The sequence below is a fragment of the Nostoc sp. UHCC 0302 genome, from assembly GCF_038096175.1.
Classification (GTDB): Bacteria; Cyanobacteriota; Cyanobacteriia; order Cyanobacteriales; family Nostocaceae; genus UHCC-0302.
The window spans coordinates 6,133,332-6,154,752 of the sequence record NZ_CP151099.1 but is presented as its reverse complement, the minus strand read 5'-3'; the positions used below and the strand labels follow the sequence as shown (position 1 = coordinate 6,154,752).

The 21,421-nt window shown below is 38.7% G+C and carries 16 protein-coding genes; 8 read left to right on the top strand and 8 right to left on the bottom strand.

Annotated elements, in window-relative coordinates:
- Positions 1-41: 41 nt before the first annotated feature.
- From WKK05_RS26590 to WKK05_RS26580, 3 genes are all read left to right on the top strand, one after another.
- Complete coding sequence (locus WKK05_RS26590) at positions 42-1,646, top strand: 2-isopropylmalate synthase (RefSeq protein ID WP_341531202.1); 1,605 nt, start codon at positions 42-44, stop codon at positions 1,644-1,646.
- Between the two features lie 188 nt (positions 1,647-1,834).
- Positions 1,835-2,680, top strand: coding sequence for a methyltransferase domain-containing protein (locus WKK05_RS26585; protein ID WP_341526038.1), 846 nt, complete (start codon positions 1,835-1,837; stop codon positions 2,678-2,680).
- Between the two features lie 94 nt (positions 2,681-2,774).
- Positions 2,775-3,203: a KTSC domain-containing protein gene (locus tag WKK05_RS26580; RefSeq protein ID WP_341526037.1), complete on the top strand. Its 429-nt coding sequence runs from the start codon at positions 2,775-2,777 to the stop codon at positions 3,201-3,203.
- Between the two features lie 57 nt (positions 3,204-3,260).
- On the opposite strand, the gene WKK05_RS26575 is transcribed toward WKK05_RS26580, so the two are convergent.
- Positions 3,261-5,408: a tetratricopeptide repeat protein gene (locus WKK05_RS26575; protein WP_341526036.1), complete on the bottom strand. Its 2,148-nt coding sequence runs from the start codon at positions 5,406-5,408 to the stop codon at positions 3,261-3,263.
- A 257-nt stretch (positions 5,409-5,665) separates the two neighbouring features.
- Between WKK05_RS26575 and WKK05_RS26570 the strand changes: the two genes are divergently transcribed.
- Positions 5,666-5,929, top strand: coding sequence for a hypothetical protein (locus tag WKK05_RS26570; RefSeq protein ID WP_341526035.1), 264 nt, complete (start codon positions 5,666-5,668; stop codon positions 5,927-5,929).
- Here the strand turns inward: WKK05_RS26570 and WKK05_RS26565 are convergent.
- Positions 5,919-6,536, bottom strand: coding sequence for an alpha-ketoglutarate-dependent dioxygenase AlkB (locus WKK05_RS26565; protein ID WP_341526034.1), 618 nt, complete (start codon positions 6,534-6,536; stop codon positions 5,919-5,921). The two genes, WKK05_RS26570 and WKK05_RS26565, sit on opposite strands and share 11 nt — an antisense overlap.
- Before the next feature lie 292 nt (positions 6,537-6,828).
- On the opposite strand from WKK05_RS26565, the gene WKK05_RS26560 reads away from it, so the two are divergent.
- The 3 genes from WKK05_RS26560 to WKK05_RS26550 all read left to right on the top strand — a co-directional run bounded on the left by WKK05_RS26560 (position 6,829) and on the right by WKK05_RS26550 (position 9,659).
- A complete protein-coding gene (locus tag WKK05_RS26560; protein WP_341526033.1) occupies positions 6,829-8,883 on the top strand; it encodes an FAD-dependent oxidoreductase in 2,055 nt (684 codons plus the stop codon).
- A 123-nt stretch (positions 8,884-9,006) separates the two neighbouring features.
- Positions 9,007-9,333 carry an ATP-dependent Clp protease adapter ClpS gene (gene clpS / locus WKK05_RS26555; protein WP_341526032.1) on the top strand — a complete coding sequence of 109 codons (327 nt, stop codon included), beginning with the start codon at positions 9,007-9,009 and terminating at the stop codon, positions 9,331-9,333.
- A gap of 5 nt (positions 9,334-9,338) precedes the next feature.
- Entirely contained in the window at positions 9,339-9,659 is a 321-nt protein-coding gene (locus tag WKK05_RS26550) for a DUF2103 domain-containing protein (protein ID WP_341526031.1), read from the top strand.
- 139 nt (positions 9,660-9,798) lie between these two features.
- On the opposite strand, the gene WKK05_RS26545 is transcribed toward WKK05_RS26550, so the two are convergent.
- From WKK05_RS26545 to WKK05_RS26525, 5 genes are all read right to left on the bottom strand, one after another.
- The gene (locus WKK05_RS26545) at positions 9,799-10,119 is read right to left on the bottom strand and encodes a hypothetical protein (protein WP_341526030.1); all 321 of its coding nucleotides are present in this window, start codon (positions 10,117-10,119) and stop codon (positions 9,799-9,801) included.
- Positions 10,120-10,502: 383 nt separating this feature from the next.
- Positions 10,503-10,745 carry a hypothetical protein gene (locus WKK05_RS26540; protein WP_341526029.1) on the bottom strand — a complete coding sequence of 81 codons (243 nt, stop codon included), beginning with the start codon at positions 10,743-10,745 and terminating at the stop codon, positions 10,503-10,505.
- Between the two features lie 502 nt (positions 10,746-11,247).
- The gene (locus WKK05_RS26535; RefSeq protein WP_341526028.1) at positions 11,248-12,828 is read right to left on the bottom strand and encodes an NB-ARC domain-containing protein; all 1,581 of its coding nucleotides are present in this window, start codon (positions 12,826-12,828) and stop codon (positions 11,248-11,250) included.
- 85 nt (positions 12,829-12,913) lie between these two features.
- On the bottom strand, positions 12,914-15,808 hold the full coding sequence (locus WKK05_RS26530; protein ID WP_341526027.1) for a bifunctional serine/threonine-protein kinase/ABC transporter substrate-binding protein: 2,895 nt from the start codon (positions 15,806-15,808) through the stop codon (positions 12,914-12,916).
- Positions 15,809-16,390: 582 nt separating this feature from the next.
- Positions 16,391-17,938 (bottom strand): iron uptake porin, encoded by a 1,548-nt coding sequence (locus WKK05_RS26525; RefSeq protein WP_341526026.1) that lies wholly within the window; start codon positions 17,936-17,938, stop codon positions 16,391-16,393.
- Between the two features lie 342 nt (positions 17,939-18,280).
- Between WKK05_RS26525 and WKK05_RS26520 the strand changes: the two genes are divergently transcribed.
- Entirely contained in the window at positions 18,281-20,632 is a 2,352-nt protein-coding gene (locus tag WKK05_RS26520; RefSeq protein WP_341526025.1) for a tetratricopeptide repeat protein, read from the top strand.
- Between the two features lie 258 nt (positions 20,633-20,890).
- Here WKK05_RS26520 and WKK05_RS26515 read toward each other — a convergent pair whose 3' ends face one another.
- A complete protein-coding gene (locus WKK05_RS26515; RefSeq protein WP_341526024.1) occupies positions 20,891-21,370 on the bottom strand; it encodes a hypothetical protein in 480 nt (159 codons plus the stop codon).
- Between the last annotated feature and the right edge of the window lie 51 nt (positions 21,371-21,421).

Here is a 21,421-nt window from a genome sequence, read left to right as displayed (position 1 = left end):
TCAACAATAATCCCCCACAACTACGGGAGACAGTTATGAGCATTGCATCTCAAGCAGACCGAGTTATTATCTTCGATACAACCTTACGAGATGGCGAACAGTCGCCAGGCGCAACCCTAAATGTAGAAGAAAAGCTTGCGATCGCTCATCAACTGGCTCTACTAGGTGTTGATGTGATTGAAGCAGGTTTTGCCGTTGCCAGTCCCGGAGATTTTCAAGCTGTTAAAACCATCGCTGAACAAGTCGGGATACCAGGTGGGCCAATCATTTGCAGTTTGGCGAGAGCTACACGCCAAGATATTCAAGCAGCCGCCGAAGCTTTGAAAGGAGCAACTCGTCCCAGAATTCACACGATGATTTCTACTTCTGATATTCACCTTCAGTATCAGTTGAAAAAGTCTCGTAGCGAAGTACTAGCCATTACTGAAGAAATGGTTGCCTACGCCAAGTCTTTTGTAGAAGATGTGGAATTCTCACCTATGGATGCTAGCCGCACTGAAAGAGAGTTTCTTTATCAAGTGTTGGAGGTAGCGATCGCAGCTGGAGCGACTACAATCAATATTCCTGATACAGTAGGCTACTGCACTCCTAAAGAAATCGGCTATCTGATTCAAGGAATTCGAGAAAACGTACCTAATATTGATCGAGTAGTTCTTTCCATTCATACTCAAAATGATTTAGGTTTAGCTACAGCTAACGCCTTGGCAGCAATTGAACATGGTGTGCGTCAAGTGGAATGTACGATTAATGGCATTGGCGAACGCGCAGGTAACGCTGCACTAGAAGAAATTGTCATGGCGTTGCAGGTTCGCAAACCCTTTTTTAATCCCTACTTCAGCCGTCCAGTTGACTCTGATGCACCGCTGACTAATATCAAAACCCAGGAAATTTATAAAACCTCATCCTTGGTTTCCCAATTAACTGGGATGCTGATTCAACCGAATAAAGCAATTGTCGGAGCAAACGCTTTCGCTCATGAGTCTGGTATTCATCAAGATGGTATCATCAAGCACCGCCAGACTTATGAGATTATGGAAGCTACTGCGATCGGTTTGCCGGAAAATCGCATTGTTTTAGGTAAACATTCTGGACGCAATGCTTTCCGCACCAGACTTAAAGAATTGGGGTTTGACTTGAATGAAGCAGACTTGAACAAAGCCTTCAATCGCTTCAAAGAAGTCGCTGACAAGAAAAAGGAAATATCAGATTGGGATTTAGAAGCAATTATCCGAGATGAAACGCAGATTCAAGTAGAAAGAGGTTTCCAAATCGAACACGTCCAAGTAATCTGCGGTGACTGCACTTGTCCAACTGCAACTATCACAATTGTTACACCTGATGGCAAAATCCTCACAGATGCGACTGTTGGCACAGGCCCAGTAGATGCCGTGTATCAAGCAATCAATCGATTGGTGCAGATTCCCAATCAACTAATTGAATTTTCCGTTCAATCTGTGACTGGTGGAATTGATGCCTTGGGAACCGTCACAGTTCGCTTGGGACATCAAGAGCGGATATTCTCTGGACAAGCATCTGATACTGATATCGTGGTGGCTGCCGCCTATGCCCACGTCAATGCCTTGAATCGCCTCTATCGTTACTTACAGACTTCTCAGATAACGGAGACTGCGATCGTTTCTAGGTAGCTTTTGTTCGTAGTTGCGCTTTAGCGCTAAAGCGCAACTACGAAACCATCAAATTAATGGCGTTGCTGAGTGAGAATATGAATTTGTTTCACGCAGAGACGCAGATAGCAAGAATTGAGAGTACCCGATTTTTGCATTTCATATCTAAATTCAGCAATGCCAAATTAATAACTGTTTGCAAAAGAACTATGAATCAAGAAATTGATTTAAATCAACATAAGCAAGAAATTGCAGATTTATACAGTCGTAGAAGCCAAACTTATGATGATGGTGATTGGCATCCTGAAATTGCACATCGTCTAATTGAGTATGCACAAATCAACCGAGGACAGCAGGTTTTAGACATTGCTACTGGTACAGGTATGGTGGCGATTGAAGCAGCGCAACTTGTAGGTTCTGAAGGACGAGTTGTAGGAGTGGATATTTCAGCTGGTATGCTTGAACAGGCAAAACGCAAAGTTGAGGCTTTAGGGCTGAGTAATATTGAGCTTATACTCGCAGATGCCGAGAATTTGAACTTTTCAGCCAATACTTTTGATGTTGTCCTGTGTTCCTCAGCCCTGATTTGGATGGCTGACATTCCCAATACATTACGCCTTTGGCATCAATTGCTCAAACCTGGAGGCCTAATTGGCTTTCATGCATTTGCAGACACTGCTTTTGTCGAAGGAGTGACTGTACAAAAGGTTGTCGAAAAGTATGGGATTTCACTGGCATTTAATAAACCAACAGGCACAGTTGAAAAGTGCCATGATTTACTAGCAACAGCAGGCTTTGAGGCGATTGAAATTAAGGTTGAGCAAAATGGATTCTATATTAGTCTAGAGCAGGCAAAGCAGATGTGGTCTGGAGGTTCTCATCCAGCACCAGGACAATTCCCAAATCCTCTTTCGCAACTTTCATCTGAGCAACTAGAGCAAGTTAAGGCGGAGTTTGCAACACAATTAGAAGCATTAGTGACTGAACAAGGCATTTGGAACGATATCACAATCTTTTATACCTTTGGTCGCAAACCTCATAGCGAAGAAATTTGACAACCGGACACTTTTATAGTATATTTGTACTATAAATTTTCTGTATTGCATAAGAATTCAATACTCCCGACTACGCCAATAGGAGAGCAAATAAATGAGGCTATCTAAGGTAGACTTGAGCAGTTTAGTAGCGATCGCTCACTCTGACGGATATTTGCAATTGTTGCTCGACCGAGGCGACGAAATCGAGTTACTAGAAATTCTTGCACCAGTTCAAGCTTATGAAGGATTGCAAGAACTCAGCGAGATTGTCTCTCAAACGCCTGAGCTTCCTTTTGCAGAAGAACCAATTGCCATGTTACCAATTAGCTCATCTATGGCCAGCGCTGTCGGCTACGATGACGACGAACAAATTTTGCAGGTTGAGTTTCAAAGTGGAGCAGTATATCAGTATTCAGGAGTAGAGTTAGACACTTGGGAAGATTTACAATCAGCAGATTCTATTGGTAGATATTTTAATGAAGAAATTAAAGGCAGATATGAGTGCGATCGCATAAATGATGAAATTGATAACTATTGTTAAAGATTATTTGTAAACATTTCATACGTGTAGAGACGTTACACTGCAACGTCTCTACATTCATCCTGTAATCAACTGCCTAAAACGCTTATCTGCTGCTATGTCATCAAAATCTAGGTCAGATTCTGCCTCTTCCTTATATCTAGGATTAATTTCAATTGCTTGTCGTAGACTTTCTAAGGCTAATTCAACTTGTCTTTGCAATGCATAACAAGCTGCTTTATTGTAACAAGCACTACCATAATCTGGTTTAATTTCCAAAGCTTTATTAAAACTAGCGATCGCTTCATCATCTTGTCCCAATCTCACCAAACTATAACCGCGTTTATCCCAGGCTTTCGGTAAATTAGGTTGGATTTGCAAGACTTGATCAAAAGAAGCGATCGCCTCTTCGTATTCTTCCAATTCTATCAGCGCCAGACCGCGATTTAACCAAGCAACAGCATCATTAGGCTTCACTTGTGTAGCTTGATCAAAAGAGGCAAAAGCTTGTTGATCCTGGCGTAAATAGCCAAAAGCCACACCACGATCGCACCAAGCTTGATGATTATCTGGATTAAGGTCTATGGCTTTATCATAAGAGGCGATCGCATCTTTATAGCGTTTTAACCTTGCCAGAGTCAGACCACGCTTAAACCAAGCAACAGCATCATCAGGCTGGATTTGGACTGCTTTATTGTAAGCTGCGATCGCATCTTCATATTGTTTTTCAGAGAATAGGAAATCAGCCTCTTTTACATAATCATCTGCACTCACTTCCGGCTGTGGCTGTTCCTCTATGTTCTCCTCAACTTCCGAATTCACTGTTTCTGAGATATTTTCAGATGTGATTTCACTCAGTTCCTGAAGTATTAAATCCTTTCTTTCTTGGGTATCTAATTGTAAATCAGAAAGTTGATTGGCAAACTCTATTTCTAATTTATTTAGCTTTTCCAAAAGCAGATTTTTTTGATGTTGAGCGTTATTCTGCAACTCTGAAAATTTGATAGTAATTTCTGAACCCGATTTTTCTAAATTTTCAATTATTACCTCTTTATGTTTTTGAGCATCAGCTTGTAATTCAGATAATTGCAAAGCGAATTCTGATTGCGACTTTTCTAAACTTTCTATAATTTTATTCTTTTGCTCCTGACCATCTAGCTGTAAGTTAGATAGTTCAGATTTCAATTGACTATGTACTTTTCCTAGATTCTCAAACGTGATATCCTTTTGCTTTATAGCGTCAGCTTGTAACTCGGCTAGTTGCGAAGCAAATTCTGACTGTAATTGTGCTAAATTATCAATACTTTTAGCTTTTTGTGTTTGAGCTTCAACCTGAAATTCAGATAATTGAGAAGCAAATTCTGACTGTAATTTAGCTAAACTATCAATAGTTATATCTTTTTGTGTTTGAGCTTCAGCTTGAAATTCAGATAATTGAGATATAAACTCAGACTTGGATTGTTCTAAATCAGCAACTGTTAATTCTTGCTGTTGCTGCGTACCTAACTTTAAGTTAGCAAGCTCCTCTCTCAAATTTGATGCTAACTTTCCAAGATTTTCCAGTGCTATATCGGTTTGTTGTTGAGCATCTAATTCTAACTTAGATAACCTAGTAGCAAATTCTGACTCTAAAGTTTCTATATTTTGTTGAGATTTTTTGAGTTCAGTTTCTAACTTCGTTAACACCTGTACTTTTGTTTGAGATAAATCAGATGTAAGTAAAGATAAATTTTCGTGTTCAATTTTTATCTTTTGTTGTAAAGTATCAGCTTGCTGTTGTAGGTGAAAATTTATATTTTTAGCTTCTTGAATCAGGTTTTCAGCATCTTGCTTAACGGTAGTTAGCTGATTTTGTAAGTTTTCTAATCCCTGTATTTGTTTGATTGCTCTATCAGCAATTTCACGGATAACCACCCGTCGTAATAGCCAAAATAAAGCGATTACTGCAACCGGAAATAAACTTAATATTACTAACCAGACATTAAGCAGGATGGTTGTACGGCTAAAAGCGCGATTTAAATCAGATTGGACTTGCTGTTGAATTCGCTTTTCCGCTCGCAGTCGCAGCAATTCTTCCCGCTCCTGATTCGATAAAGCCGGAGTAGGTGTCAGCGTTGGGGATGGTGTGAGTTGTCCACTAGCAATACCAGCGGACAACAGCAAAGGTGAAAAGACAAGAGCGCTTTTCAATACTAGGGCAAAGACTATTGGATTTTTGCTCTTCATTACAACCATCCCCATTCATTGGTCAGATTTTGAAGCGGCGTGCTTCTCTCCAATCTATAACAGAATACTGAATCCTATTATCGCTTCCGCTTGCCTAAGCTGACACTGAGCATAGATTTTATATCGAGTTCGGATAATTATAGAACTTAATGCACTGTACAAATTGTCTATTATGTGAATAAGGATATTTAGTTGTCTCAGAGTATTATCGATTTTAACTGGGTAATGATGGCTTTACTCAGGCGATCGCTACGAACTTGTATTCTGAACCAACAGACTTGTATTCTGAACCAACGAACTTGTATTCTGAACCAACGAACTTGTATTCTGAACCAACGAACTTGTATTCTGAACCAACGAACTTGTATTCTGAACCAACAGACTTGTATTCTGAACCAACGAACTTGTATTCTGAACCAATGAACTTGTGTTCTGAACCAACAGACTTGTATTCTGAACCAACAGACTTGTGTTCTGAACCAACAGACTTGTGTTCTGAACCAACGAATATTAGCAGATAGGCAGAATTACTCTGAAAGTCAAGTTAATTCTGGGTTCAACCTTCTTCGCTGTTTTTGGAATCTGATGCTGCCAGAAATGCTGTGTTGTACCAGCCATGAGTAGAAAGCTGCCATGTGTTAACTCAACTTCCGCTTTCAAATCTTTATTGTGCTTGTGTCTAAGCATAAACCTCCTAGCTCCACCAAAGCTGACAGAACCAATCACAGGATTTTTCCCTAGCTCTTTTTCTGCATCGGTATGCCAAGAGATTCCATCATTACCATCGCGGTAAAGATTAAGAAGAACACTGTTAAATTGAGTTTTTGCAATTTTCTCAATCCGCTCTTTCACTTCTAGCAAAGTTGGTGTCCAAAGTTCAGGCTCAAGATGAATACCTGAAAATGAATATGAGTGACCTTTGTCTCCATACCAAGCAGTCTTTCTCGGCAAATTTACTTCTTTACCGTAGATATTCATTTTATCTTGTCGCCATTTGATTTCATGATGCAGAACTCTAAACAGTTCATCACTCTCTTGGGGGCTGAAAAAATTGCGATAAAAAGTAATTTCTGCATCTGGCATGGATAATACTTTTCCTGATATATCATCCGTTGCTTGCTCATTCATAGAACTGAACTCTGAGAATAAGTTTATTTGAATATAATTTGGAAATATTTTACTTTCATAAAAGTTTATTAGAAGGTTGCATTCTATTTTTCTAGGTAGTTATCTGGAGCTAGAAAGCCAATTTAATACTTTTTGGATTCTTGCCAAAATATTTTGGCAAACCTGAAATGCTGGCAATATGTGGAAAGAGCAAATATTTAAGATTCACGTAAGGATAATAACCTTGTGATGAACATTTCGCGAATGTTACCGTCTACAAGGTGGCACAGGCTTGGAAAGGATTTATTTAACCATGAAGAGTAGACACAAAGTAGCTTATAGTTTGACCTCGTTGTTCAGTCTCAGTTTAATATCAACTTTGATTGCACCTTATTTTACGCTCGCTTTTCCTGGTGCAGAAAGCGTAATGGCAGCGCCACCAGTAACTCCCGATAAAAGCGTCAATTGTGAGATTTTAGTTGTAGGTGGCGGACTTTCTGGCGTCGCCACAGCTTACGAAGGCTTACTAGCAGGCAGAACAGTTTGCTTAACGGAAATTACCGATTGGTTGGGGGGACAGATTTCGGCTCAAGGTACATCTGCATTAGACGAACGACCAACGCAGCGATCGCTTAAATTCTATTCTCGCGGCTACCTGGAATTGCGAAACCGCATTGGGCGCAAGTACGGCAAACTCAACCCTGGCGACTGCTGGGTAAGTGAAGCTTGCTTTCTTCCCCGCGATGCTCACAACATTTTGAATCAGATGCTCAAAGATGCTGAAAAGCAGGGCAAAGGCAAGTTGCAATGGTTTCCGAACACGGTAATTAAAGACTTAGAAATTAGTACTAATGGCAAAATAATTAATAGTGCGATCGCTATCCAACATCAAGCAGCAAAAGGCGCACCACCTTTAAATACTTTTACTTTATCTCAAAGCATTGAAGACGCATATCGATACTACAACACCTCTCGGTTTACTAAAACCATTATTCGCTTCGTTCCTAAGCCATCAAAAAGCAACGCCTCTTGGTATGTTGTAGACACTAGCGAAACCGGAGAAATTATCGCCCTTGCTGATGTCCCTTACCGATTAGGTATTGATGCTCGTTCCTACCTAGAACCTTCTGCTTCTAGCAGCACAAACGACCCGTACTGCACGCAAGGATTTACCTACACCTTTGCAATGGAGTCAACTAAGGAAGCGCAACAGCAGGCAATGCCACCATTTTATTCACAATACTCACCATATTTCAGTTATGAATTAACACGACTGGCGAACTTTGATTTATTATTCACCTACCGTCGCATTTGGAGTCCCAACAAAGGGAAACCAGCACAATTCGGTGGCGTTAAGTTTACTGCGCCCACACCAGGGGACATCTCCATGCAAAACTGGACTTGGGGTAACGACTACCGCCCTGGAACCGCTGCTGATAACCTAGTTTATACTCGTCAACAGTTACAAGCTACCGGGCAGTTAAAGCCTGGTGGTTGGATGGGAGGACTGCGGAAAGAAAGCCTCGGCAAAGCTGAAGAGAACGCACTCTCGTTCTATTACTGGCTAGTGGCTGGGACAACAGATTCTCAACTGGGGAATGGTGTCAAGCAACCGCGATTAAATAATCGCCTATTAACAGGGCTAAATTCCCCAATGGGGACAGTACATGGCTTATCAAAATATCCGTATATGCGGGAAGGACGCCGGATTATTGGACGTCCAAGTTGGGGACAACCTTCTGGTTTTGGTATCTGGGAAATTGATATTTCTCGCCGCGATTACAATGATGAGTATTACCGTAAAACTCTACCAGCAGAGATGTATCGCCAGTTAAAAGCAGCGTTAGCTGGTTTAGAAGCAGTATCAGTAATAGAAGGTAAAATTTCGCCAGAACAGGCGATGCGACGGACTCGTTCTACCATCTTCCCTGATGCTGTTGGTATTGGTCACTACGCTATAGACTTCCATCCTTGCATGGTAAAAAGCCCGCCCGAAACTCCTGGTAATCAAGAACGTCCCGGTGAAAGGCGTGGTGCTGGGCAAGCATATCCCTTTCAAATTGCTCTCAGAGCAATGATTCCGCAAAAAATTGACAATTTGCTAGTAGGAGGTAAAAGCATTGCTACCAGTCACATTGCCGCTGCTGCTTATCGGGTACACTCCTTTGAATGGTCTGCTGGCGCAGCTGCGGGAACTGTTGCTGCTTTTGCCATTAAAAATTCTGTTGCACCCTACCAACTGGTCGATGACTTGCCTAAATCAGAACCACAATTGGAAGCGCTCAAACGGCTGTTGAAGCAAAATGGCAACCCTACTGCTTTCCCCGATACATCGATTTTTAACGAAAACTGGGAGAATTGGCGGTAGATACTCATTTGTCATTTGTCCTTTGTCATTGATACTAATGACTAATGACCAATGACAAATGACAATATACTAAACTAGTAATTTGTAGTGTACTTTTGTAAAGTCCTGTTGACTCATAGTTCTATGGTTATGACACTTTCAGCAGCTGTTTACGGGATGGCCACAGCACCAACTGTAGCTCCTGAACGGTCTAATCAAGTTACTCAAAAACCTTATCCCAATTACAAAGTAATTGTGTTGAATGATGATTTTAATACATTTCAACACGTTGCTGAATGTTTGCTAAAGTATATTCCGGGGATGACAGGCGATCGCGCCTGGGATCTGACTAATCAGGTACACTTTGAGGGTCAAGCGATCGTTTGGGTTGGCCCACAAGAACCTGCGGAACTCTATCACCAGCAGTTACGTCGAGCTGGTTTAACAATGGCACCTCTAGAAGCGGCTTAATCAAAATGGGTAAACCCACCGTCAATCCCGGCCAGGCGGCTTCTCAAAAATCTGGCAGACTAGTTTGGAATCACTCAACTCACATTTCTGGTCTTATCCCCATTTTAGAACGTCTGTGTCAGCAGGATGGCATTCAAACCGTTACCCCAGGAGTGATTGGGCGGGTGAGAGGTCATAGTCCTAAAATGCAACTCCGCGTGTCTGTACCAATTCGAGGGGGCTATAAAGTTCTCGCTCGGCAGGGTAAAACGGTACAAGAGGTGTTCATTTTAACAACTTTGGAGCAGAAACAACTCGAAATGGCGTTAGCGAACCTTTTATTGTAAGAGCTTCCCTAACGCCATAAAATTATTGTTATTACAATTTTTAAGTCGAAACACGTAGTGCAAAGCTTGAGACACCATTATTTTGAGCAATTTACTTCAGTTATAGTGCCTTTAATTTTGCATTCTCCACAATAGTTGGCTATTCTTCAACACGGTGTACTGCAAATTTGTGTAGTGGCAAACTGAGAATACAAGAAAATGTTAAAAAATATGACAAAGCAGTAGTTATTTTTAAACTCATTAACACAGTTTCCCAATCAGGTAAAACTATTTTCTCAATGCCAAAAGCAACACAGTAAACTAGCCAGTAAGTGAAGCTCATTCTAAAAAGAATTCGTTCTGTTTCTTCTATCTCATCTTTTTGCTGCTTTCCGTCCCAAAGTAACGCTATTCCCAGAATACAAGCTACAAAAGAAACAGCAACTACAAATTCGTGACAAAATAGATTTACCGAATGCATTTGTGTTTATCCCAATCTTTTCAATTGGATTCAGTCTAAAGGAATATTCCTTGCACATCCAAAAAATATTTACAAACTGCAATAGAATGATGTGTTTTCTGTAAAGAATTGCAATAAGTTCATACAATTTTTATTCATAATCTCGAATTTCATCAGGTTTCAGTTAAAAAGTTTAAACAATTTTATGCACTTAAATTCTAAACGTAAATCTTTTGACCGTGCGTTTCGTAGTTTCTAGAAATATTTGCGCGTGGAAACTAAATCAGCATTATCCTTTTTTGTGAAACTACCCCGATATCTCGTGGGTATTGACAACCTAACCAGAACCTAGCTTTCCATACCATCTAAAGAATCTAAACACAAGTAAATTTTGGTGCGGATTATTATCTTTTAGAAGATGTTACTACCTCACCAAAAGCATAAGATGCAAAGCCTGTGATAAAATTTAGCTGTTGCTCACGGGTTTGTAAATTACTTGGAAGTTCAGTATTGGGACATCCTATTTCCTGCAAAATCTCCAAACAGTAAGCGCTGAGTTCAGTGTATGAAGCTTGCTCCCACTCTTCGGCTACCTCTTTGGCTCTTTTCAGATTGACTCGGATAACCGTCGTTGCAGCACTGCTCATAAAAGTACCTTCATAAACTGGATGATCGCAGTTTTGATCAGAAGCGCAAATCAATGTAACCGTGTTTTTGCGGAATTTATAAAGAAGGGAAATCAAAAAGACCGTATATTTTACATACTACTTATTAATGGCAATGAAGCTACAGTATCGCCAATTGGGCAAAGCGTGCTATAAAAAAACTACACTTTGATAGAAATAACTATCAAAGTGTAGTAAATGTACTTAAATTTTCCTAGTTTAAGCGTAATTAGTTTAGATGTATTTATGCGGATAGAAAGTGACACCTTTTATAGTGTCACTCTACTTAACACAGGCTTAACCATTACAAATACTTTGATTGACTGCTACATAGTATCATAAACATTGTATTTAATGATACTATGTTTTCCAAAACACACTCAATACGGTTCGGTTAAGGGAAGAGACGCGATTAATCGACGTTCCTACAAAGGACTGATAAATTCAACCACTTAGTAACTTTTTAACTTTCTCTTGGCTAGATTTATTCGCAAGCCAAAATCAAGTGCGAGATATTCTGGTACGCAAACCCTTGGGATAATTTTTTATCTTTTAATAGAGATAGAGTTTTTTTCAGTTTATCTTCAAGTTGCTGTTGACTAAGCAACTTAGCTAATAACATTTTTTGAATAGGTTTAAGAATCCGCTTAATTTGATCTTGATTAAGTTCCTTATCTATTGGATGTTCTGTAATGAAACTATGAGTAATAAATAGTTTATAACCTTCAATATTCTCATTGTTAAATACTTCGATCAAATCCTGAAAATTTTCTTGAATAAATCGTTCAGTAGTATATTTCAAAATCACTGGGTCTAGTATATAGAATACTTCAGAGTCTATTGTTGATTTAGCAATTAAAGAATGCCTTGCTATTAATTCATTTAATGTTTGAAATAGCTGGTTGTAAGATAATAACTGCTTACTATCTTGCACTAATTGATTCCATGAAGCCTTATTACGTCTTAGAGCTACCCAATAGATAAGATTTATTTCTACTTTAGAAAGTTGTTGAAATTGCCTATTTAAAAAGTCAGTAATTACATCATCAACAAAAATTGATATATCCATAAATGGCGATATATTACCCTGAAATACAGTATGAACACTCTGTGCAATTCTCTTAAGAATCCACGGATTGCTATAACGCCTGCTAAATTCCTCTAGATCACTATCTGTGCCAGAAAGGCCTTCTGCTTTTAAAAATTCTTTTGCTTCTTCATAGGGTAGACCTACCAATTTTTTTAAGCGAACTAATTGTCCTTCTAATATTTCAATATTTTGAGGTTTTCTTCTACTAAGTAATAATAAACAGCTTTGATGGGCTTCCTTAGCAAATCTCTCTATAAACACACTATATTCCGTACAATACTCACTATAGTTACCTATTATTTCTTCCCAAGCGTCTATCACTATTAAACATCTTTGATGATGTAAATACCGCATTAGTTGGTAAATATCGCCTTCTTCTTTTTCGCCTTTAGATAAGAATTGCACTAGCTTTATCAAATTTTCTTGAAATGTAGGCGCTGATTCTAGAGAAAGCCAGATTAAACTGTCATATTTGTTCGCAATTTGCTCTATTAAATGGCGAGCTAGGGCGCTTTTTCCAATTCCGCCCATTCCGTGAACAACAACTAAGCGACAGCGTTCTTGAATAAGCCATTGCTGAAGTTGGGCTAACTCTTGAGTACGACCATAAAAGCTAGATAGAGGAGGTGCTTCGGTTAAGTTTTTGCGTAGTTCTACATCACTTTCTGCTACATTTTCCCAGTTTAAGTCTAAGACTTGACAAAAAGCCTTGAAAGTATCGGCTTTAATAGGTTGACTTGCTTCCCGAAAGCGTTTCCAAGTCATTGGTGATACAGCATACGGTTTGATGTTATCCCAATTTTGATTTGGTTCTAGAATTTTACTTGCTTCTCTAAGAAACATTTCATCCATATCCCAAGCTTTTTCAATTCTCCCTTGTGCCTCTATTCTTTTCCTTCTAGCGTGTTCAATTTTTTTATTTCTAGCTTCTCTGACGAGAATTTTTCCGCTTTCAGAAACTTTGAGAGTTAACATAAATTGAAGGTTTTTGAAAAAATTAGATTATTACATCGCCAGTTTATAGACTTTTGCTTAAGAAAGTTGTTTATGTAAGTTGATATTAGGAATTATTTCCCTGTTCTCGTGTTGGCAAAGGTGGTAAAAGATTAAAGATATATTCATCGCTATTACTATTTTTATTAACTTGCACTAAAACACCAACACCTTTGACTGGTTTGCGATCGTGTCTCTCATATATATCTTTATCATCTCTATCTTTAGGATTAAACTCTATCTTGGCAGTAGCACCAGACGCTGAAAATGCTTCATCGTTTAATCTTTCATATACATCTTGACGATTAGGCTCATTCTTTCCTTGACTTTTCAGGTCATTTAAAGCTTGAAGAAATGCTTGAGTTGCGTCGTAAGAAGTAATTGTTCTCCATGTTACATTTCTTATCCAAATTTCTTTGGCTTTATTTGTAAAGTCAGTAGCAAGATCAGGATGAGAAAAAACAGCAAGCACCATGCCTTTGGCAGCATCTTTAAGGTCTAACGTCTCTTGATCATACATAACATCTCCTGCTAAGAGCTGAAACTTTTGATTAGCCAGTTTAACAATCTTTTGCACTTGGCCTATAGTTTGACGGCTTGGAGCTAATATTAACGTTTTTGCATTTATAAAGTTGGCTTTGTGTATGCAAATTTCTGGTGTATCTGCTGTTAAATTACAATCTTGAATATAATTGTTCGGATTTACATCCCTTGTTAATGCCAAATTATCTGTAAATTGCTTTTTGAGAGATTGGCTATAAGGTTCGCTTGGCTCATAAGCAATCAATGCTTTCTGTTGGGGAAGCTTATCCCACATATATTCAGCTAAATCCTTAGCAGCAAGGGAGTCATTAGAAGCTGTACGAAAAACATAAATGTTTAAAGTTTTATCTTTTGATCCTTCTCTTAAATCAGGTTTCCTAATAGCAGTGCTTGTAGGTGAAATTAAAACAAGTTTGTCTCGTTCAGAAAGGTTTTCTGAGCCATAAATTTTGCCTGCTTCCCAGGTATTTTTACTTGTATAATGACCAATAACTCCTAATATTTTACTCTTTTCAAAATACTTATCGTCTGGAATATTATTTTTTGAAATATACGTAGCTATTTGTTGAATAATATTAATATTGTCATTGTACTCTTTAGCTATTAGAATTTGAAACAATGGTTGATCTACATTTAAAGATTGGGCAACCCCTTGTAGTATTTCTAATGCAATACTCCGATTAGATTCACCTGGAATAACAACTGCAATTGTTGGAAGGCTACCATTACTAGCAGATTCAGTTTGAGCAACTTTGGAGTTGTAATGATAAATCCATGTCTCTGGATCAACTTCACACTTGTTTTGGCTAGAATTTACTTTAGCAGCTTTTTGAAATTGTTTGATAGCTTGTGAAAAAGCTTTTTCAGCTTTTTGAAAATTTGTTGGAGAATCTGAATAACTAGCTTCTTTAAAGGCTTCTATTCCTTTTCGCTTAAAATCATAAGCTTCTGTGCATTCTGCAATAGAGGAAGCTACTTGCGGTTTAGGAAGTAGAGCATCTTCTCCTCTGCTAAAGTATTGGGCATCAGGCAGCAGTGGCGTTGAAATTGGTAGCGGTGATGGCGTTGATGGAATTGGTGGAATTGATGTTATTGGTTGTTGAGGTCGATGAAATATTGTTTGATTTAAAATAATAGCGATCGCTACTCCTAACAAAACCAAAAAACCAAAGCTTACCCAACCCCTGCGTCTAGAAATTGTTCTTAGCCAATTAACAAATTTCTGGAGCAAATTATGTTTTTCAATTGGCTGAGAAGTCAATTGTTCATTAGGTAATTGCTCGGCGTTCTGTAGTTCATTAGGTGATAGTGCAGAATTCTGTTGTATATCAGGGGGTTGTTCAGTATTCTGTAACACATCAGGCGGTTGTTCGGCATTGTTCTGTTGTACATCAGGGGGTTGTTCAGACTTCTGTTGTACATTAGATGCTTGAGACAGAGCATCAAGAACCTCTTGAGCAGATTGAGGTCGGTCTTCTTGGCTGTATTGAAGCATCCAGTCTAGAAGATTTGCAAAATGCTCGTCGCTGACATTCACATAATCTCTCCATCTGGAATTAGAGAGAAGCATTTGAGGATTTCTATCACCTGTCAATAAACACAAACAGGTTGTGGCTAAAGCATATAAATCTGATGCTGGGGATACTGGTGCGCCACGGAACTGTTCTGGTGGAGCAAAAGCGCGAGTTAACACTATAGATGATTGATCAACAGGAAACCTAATATCTAATACTTGCTTAACTGCACCAAAATCTATCAGATATAGCCTTCTATCTCTATTACAGAGAATGATATTAGCTGGTTTAATATCCCTGTGTATAGCTCCCTGGTTACCATCATAATTATGGATATACTTTAGTATTTCTAGAATTTCCTTTAAAATATTTATTACTTCAGAATCTGAAAAAGTTTTTCCTCTCTCCCTGAGTTCCTGAGCTAAATTGTTTCCTTCAATATAATCTTGTACCAAGTAAAAAAACTTTTGCTGATTGTCTGTCTCTTCGTCAACTTCCACAGAAAAAAATGCTAATGCTCTGGGGATTTTTGGATGACGCAGTTGTTCTAAGATAATTGCTTCACGCTTAAACAACTCTTCTATGCGTAAAAGCTCTGCTGGACTCAGTTGTAAGCGGCCAGGAGGAATTCTAGGATGTAACTGTTTGATTACACGCTTTGGTTTGTGCGGAAAGCTAATATCCTCTGCTTCAAAAGTTCTACCAAACGCACCTCCTTCTTCATCTGGTACTAATAACTTTAATGGTAAGAAATGCCCACCTAAAATCAAAGGCATTCCGCAATGAGAGCAACGTATTTCCGTTGTAGAACTAGAAGTGAAAGATGTCTCTAAAATAGAGTTTTGAGGGTTGTTACAAGTTGGACGAGTGCAGTAAACTTCAATAGAGGGATTACCATTAACCATTTATTAACCTTTAGCGTTACTTTAGCTACACACTGGATAATGAAAACTTGAGATTCTCACTGTTGACGAAGAATTGAAGATTGCTACAATACTGCTTAGTTCAGATTAGAAGTGCGATTTCCTCATTTATATAAACGTTATATTGCAACGTTTATACATAAAGTTATCCATAGGCAAATTATCTTATCTAAACTTTATGTAATGTCGTATAAATTGCATAATTATTGAGCATTAAATAATTTTTCTTTTCTCAAATTAAATTAAAAATATTGATATACGAGAATGGACTGTAAACTTATCCAGTTTCAGTCCTATTTGCTGCCGCCCTTCACAAGTCAATTAGCCAATATTCAAATCGCTAATACAGTTACGCACCTCTTCAAGAGTACTACTTACGTAATAATTCTTAAACATAGTCAAGATTTTTGCAATATCCTGAAAGTAACGTTTTTTTGCAATAGGCTAAATTCTATGTAAAAACTTATTTAATTTGTGAAAATTCAGTGTCTCAGAAACCTGAATTATTAAAGGTGTCAGTGTTCTCCCACAATAAGTATTTTTACAACTCAAACCAGTTTTTGTTCATATCTCGAAGGTAGTTCTCACTACTCCCAAAAAAATGTCACCATTCTGATCGCTGTGATTTGGTGCTGTCAGCCAAAGTAAACCAGGGGTAATACTGATTCTATCGTTGATTTTATACCGATAAAACCCTTCAATGTGAAATCCGGTATCTGGATCACGACGAGGTAAGTCTGACAGGGCTGCTGAAGTGCCAGTCAATCTAGGCTGCATCCCGATGATAATTCCTCCCAAATTACCTTTTTTACCCAAATTAGGAAAGGCTAAGGTAACAGCCCAGTTCCAGATATCAGCATCGCCTTTGACTTCTCCACTCAGCGATCGCGCATCGGTATAGCCTACCCATCCACCTAATTGAAAATTATCACTAATTTTGACATTCGTTTCAATACCATAAGAATTAGAAGAAACTTTTCTCCCTCCCAAGTTTGAAGCTAAACTGCCAGTGTTATGCCCTAAGCCATCGATGTTGTAAGCATTGATGTAGGTGAACGCAATTTTGGTAGTTGTATCTTTGTTATCTGGATAAAATATAATCTGCCCCAATGCACCATAACCACCGTTAAACAAGCCGCTACCAGGGTTGTTAGTATTTTTCCCTAGATAAGCTATCTCTGCTTTGATATTTCCATTCGGCTTATAAGTTACACCTACACCCGTATCTCCACCCAAACGGTAAATAGGATTGTATCGACCAAAGCGAGAAATAGTAGCATCTGCATCACTTTTTAAAGGGTTAACTACTTCCCAATCATCGAAGTAAGTATTAAAGCCTGTAGCAATCAAAACACTCAGTTGATCGCCTACAGGAAACCGATATTGCAGTTTACTGAGTAAAACATCATTATTGTTATTACTACCAGATTGAAAACTTAAACGAGTATCATTTCCAGGTGCGATCGCATTAATTACATTACTTGCTTGAAGTCTTACAAGTAGCTCATCTTTTCCGCTAAAGCTGGTTTTAAAATTCAGACGCAACCGATTAGCAAATGTCAGGTTGCTATTATCTCTATTTCCACTACGGCTAGCATTTCCAAAAGCATCTACAGCAGCAAATATTAACTGACCATTGAGCTTTGTAGTGGGAGAAAATTGTTGTTTCTCTAGCTGTTCAGTACGTGCTTCCACAGCATCAACTCTACCTCGCAAGGTTGCGAGTTCTGTTTTGAATTCCTCTTGTAGCTTTTGTAAAGTCACCAAATCTTCTTTGGTAACCATGTCTGTGGTAGTAGTAATTCCTTGGTTAACTCTGTCTAAGCAGGTGTTTAATGCGCTAGCAAACTCAAAGCGAGTCATGGTGCGATCGCCTTTGAAACTGCCGTCAGGATATCCACCTATACATCTATAACGCTCAACTAAAGACTGTAATGCTTGAAATGCCCAGTCATTCGATTGCACGTCAGAAAGCTGAGAAACTGAAGTGATTGGTGTAGAATCCAGTTGAGCATATTGGCTAACTTCTTCAGAAGAATCAGTACTGTTGTTAGTTGTTACAACTCCTGGTGAATCTTCAGCTTTCACCCTAAGCGAAGTTAACACAGACATTGAAATTAAGATAACAGAAACTAAGCTCAGATAACTTCTGAGAAAACTAAACATATTTTTCTCCATGCAAAAATTATTTTGTCAAAAGCCTTAAATTTAATTTTTTGCAATTTTCAATATTCTTTTGCTTGAAAAAATTAAATTTCCATGCTTGGATTTTGAGACTTCAATCATAAATTATCAGGAAAAGCATTCAATTTATAGCTTGAATTTCAGTCATATCTTCAACTATTAAATTCAAAATATTCAACATCTTCAATTTGCCTACTTAATTTGTTTAAGATATAATTTTTCCTTAAAATTAAGTTAAGCTCACTACAAAGAATTATTTCCAGCAGACAGATGGGCAATGAAAAGATATCAGAACTCATAAGAGTGGCAAATTCTCTAGTTATTTCCAAGTCAGGGATACCTTTGACAGATGTCCAAAAGTTTATCCTGGAGCAAGTTTTTGCCCAGAAGAAGCTGAAAGATATTCGGGTTACTGGATACTCTGACGGCACTGTGCAGCGAGTATTTTGCCCAAAATTGTGGGAGTTATTATCAGAAGCTACAGGGGAAAAAATACGTCTTAATAAAGTAAAGTTAGTGTTAGAAAAATTATTAAAAGAGCCAAACTATAACAGTAATAATTATGCTGAAACTATTACAGCCGTTGAGCTGCCTTTAGTTACACCGCCTATTTTCCCCAAACGGCTACGTCACAACTTACCTGCTCCTAGTTGCAATACATTTATTGGTCGGGAAGAGGAAATTGCTCGGCTTCTGGAGTTAATTTCACCCAGGCATTCTGCACATTTGGTTAGTGTCGATGGTATTGGTGGCGTAGGCAAAACAACTCTTGTTCTAGAAGCAGCATATCGCTGTCTGCACGCCAGTTATAACAATGAAGCTTTTTTAGGTGTGCCTACCTTCGATACTATTATTTTTACTTCAGCTAAATTGTCTTATCTCATGCCCTTTGGTTTATTGCCAAGTTTAGCTCCCAGAAGAACTTTACAAGATATTTTCCGTCAGATTGCACGCCTATTGGATGAGTTAGATATTACAGGGGTGAGTTTTGAAGAACAATTAGATTTAATTAAAGATGCTCTCTCCTGTCAGCGCACATTGCTGATTGTGGACAATCTGGAGACAGTGGAAAATCAGCAGGATATTTTGGCATTTTTGTATGAGTTGCCACCAACTGTCAAAGCAGTCATTACCACCCGTGAACAAATTTTGTTTGTACCCGTACGTTTAACATCAATGCCAGAGTCAGATGGACTTTGTTTAATTAAACACGAAGCTCAAGAAAAAGGAGTTTCTCTTAGCAATCAAGATAGTCAAGCCCTTTACAAAGTTACGGGAGGTATTCCCGTAGCTATCAGCTATGCAATTGGTCAACTAGCTAACGGCTACCCTATCAAGGAAGTATTGGGAGGAGTGTCTCAGTCTACAGGAGATGTTGCCCGTTTTTGCTTTGAAAGTTCTGTTAAACCACTTACAGGACAATCAGCACACAAGTTACTTATTGCACTAGCGCTATTTCCAATGCCAGCTTTGCGAGATGCTCTTGTACAAGTTGCAATCCCAGAAGTTAACCAAAGTACAACAAATGCAGACTTAGCTCGATTGCGAGGACTTTCTTTAGTTAGACAAGATAATAATCGGTATACTATGCTACCACTGACTCGCGAGTATGCTCTGGCTGAACTCAAATCTCACCCTGACTTTGAACGGGAAGCAAGAGAGCGGTGGATTGCTTGGTACATGAGCTTTTCTCAAAGCTATGCTGGACAAGATGCTAAAGGATGGCAAGGACAGTTCGATGGTTTGGAGGAGGAATGGCAAAATTTACAAGCTGCGATTGAGTGGTGTATGGTTGAGAGTCGATACGCCGAGATGTTGAACTTTTGGCAAAATCTTAAGGCATACACCCAGATTATGGGTAGGCGAGAAAGTCGCCTGCGATACTGGGACGATCGCCTGGCTTGGACAGCATGGCTTATTCAAGCAGCAGAACAACGTGGCGACTGGTCAGTTACTGCCAAAGTGATGGTAAATCGTGCTTGGACGCTCACCTCAATGGGAAAACCCAAGCAGTTAGAAGAAGCAGACGAACTATTTACCAAGGCTTGGGAGTTGCGTCATCATCAAGAAGCTTTATTTATGTTGGCCTTGGCAAGAAATATAGCAGTTTTACGCATTCAACAGCAAAGGTTTGATGAGGCGCAGACTTGGCTGACTCAAGCAATAGAATTACTAGATCAAACAGAATTAGATCCACAGATGCGATCGCGGCAATTAGTACAAATTCAATATTATCAAGGTGAAATTTTATTTAAGAATGGAAAATACGAGGAAGCTAAAAGAATTTTTCAAGCAACTCTTGAACTTGCACAAGTAATTGATTGGATACGTGCCATCTTCTGTACACAAAATTGGTTAGCTGATATTGCCATCAAACAAGAAAGATTAGATGAAGCCGAACGACTCTTAACAGAGGGACTGCGGGTAGCTGAAGCGAATGTTGACAAAAGCCGCATTGCATTTTGTCAACGCTCATTATCTTCGCTTGCAAACGCACAAGGTCATTTAGTTGATGCTCGTCGTTGGGCAACTAAAGCATTAGATAATTTTGAGAAACTGGGGATGCTACCGGAAGTAGAGGAAACACAAAGTTTGCTGCAACTGCTAGAGTCAGAAATGTAAGATACGCAATTTCTTAAAGAATGTTTGGAAAGCCTTAAAGTATACTAGAAACCCCTCTCCAAACCTCTCCCCGAAACGGAGAGAGGCTTTTTGAAACCCCCATTCCCTTGTAGGGAAGGGGGGCTAGGGGGGTTAGGTTTAGGAGATTTTGTGTTAGCAATAATACTTTTAAAACATCCTCTTAGAGAGGTCAGGTAGAAAGCCTGTTTTCATTCTGAATGCTGAATTCTGACTCCTTAATTTTGAATTCTGCTGTATCTAGAAACTTAAAAGAATTTCACAACAGGCGGCTGCGGAACATCCCATAGTACCTTCCCCATAATTTAGCTCGAATAATTCCTGAGTTTTAGCAAAAGCTGATTGCCATTCCAAGCGTTCATCTTCCCCTCTAACTCCGAATTCTGGAAGGTGTTTGAGAGAAGCACTAAAGAGATGTTGGCACTCTCTTTCAAACTGATGACCATTAGATAGATGTGCGTGTAAAACTGCATCAATTTCTTGATTAGGAACCATCCTTTTAAATTGATATTTTTGTATTAAAAATAGAAATAGTCCATATTTCTGCAATGAAAACAATGCTTCTTCTACACTCAAATATTTACCTTTATGAGATTTTGTTAACCTTAAAAATATTGCTTGAAAGTCAACTTTTTTGAGATTTTCTAAGAAAGTCTCCTCTATAGTATCCTGCCAGGAGTTTACGCTTAGTGCCTGAATGTAATTCAACTTGTAACTCATGATATTAATCAAAATTATGTTTTATAGTTTAATTTAATGATTAGGAGTAAG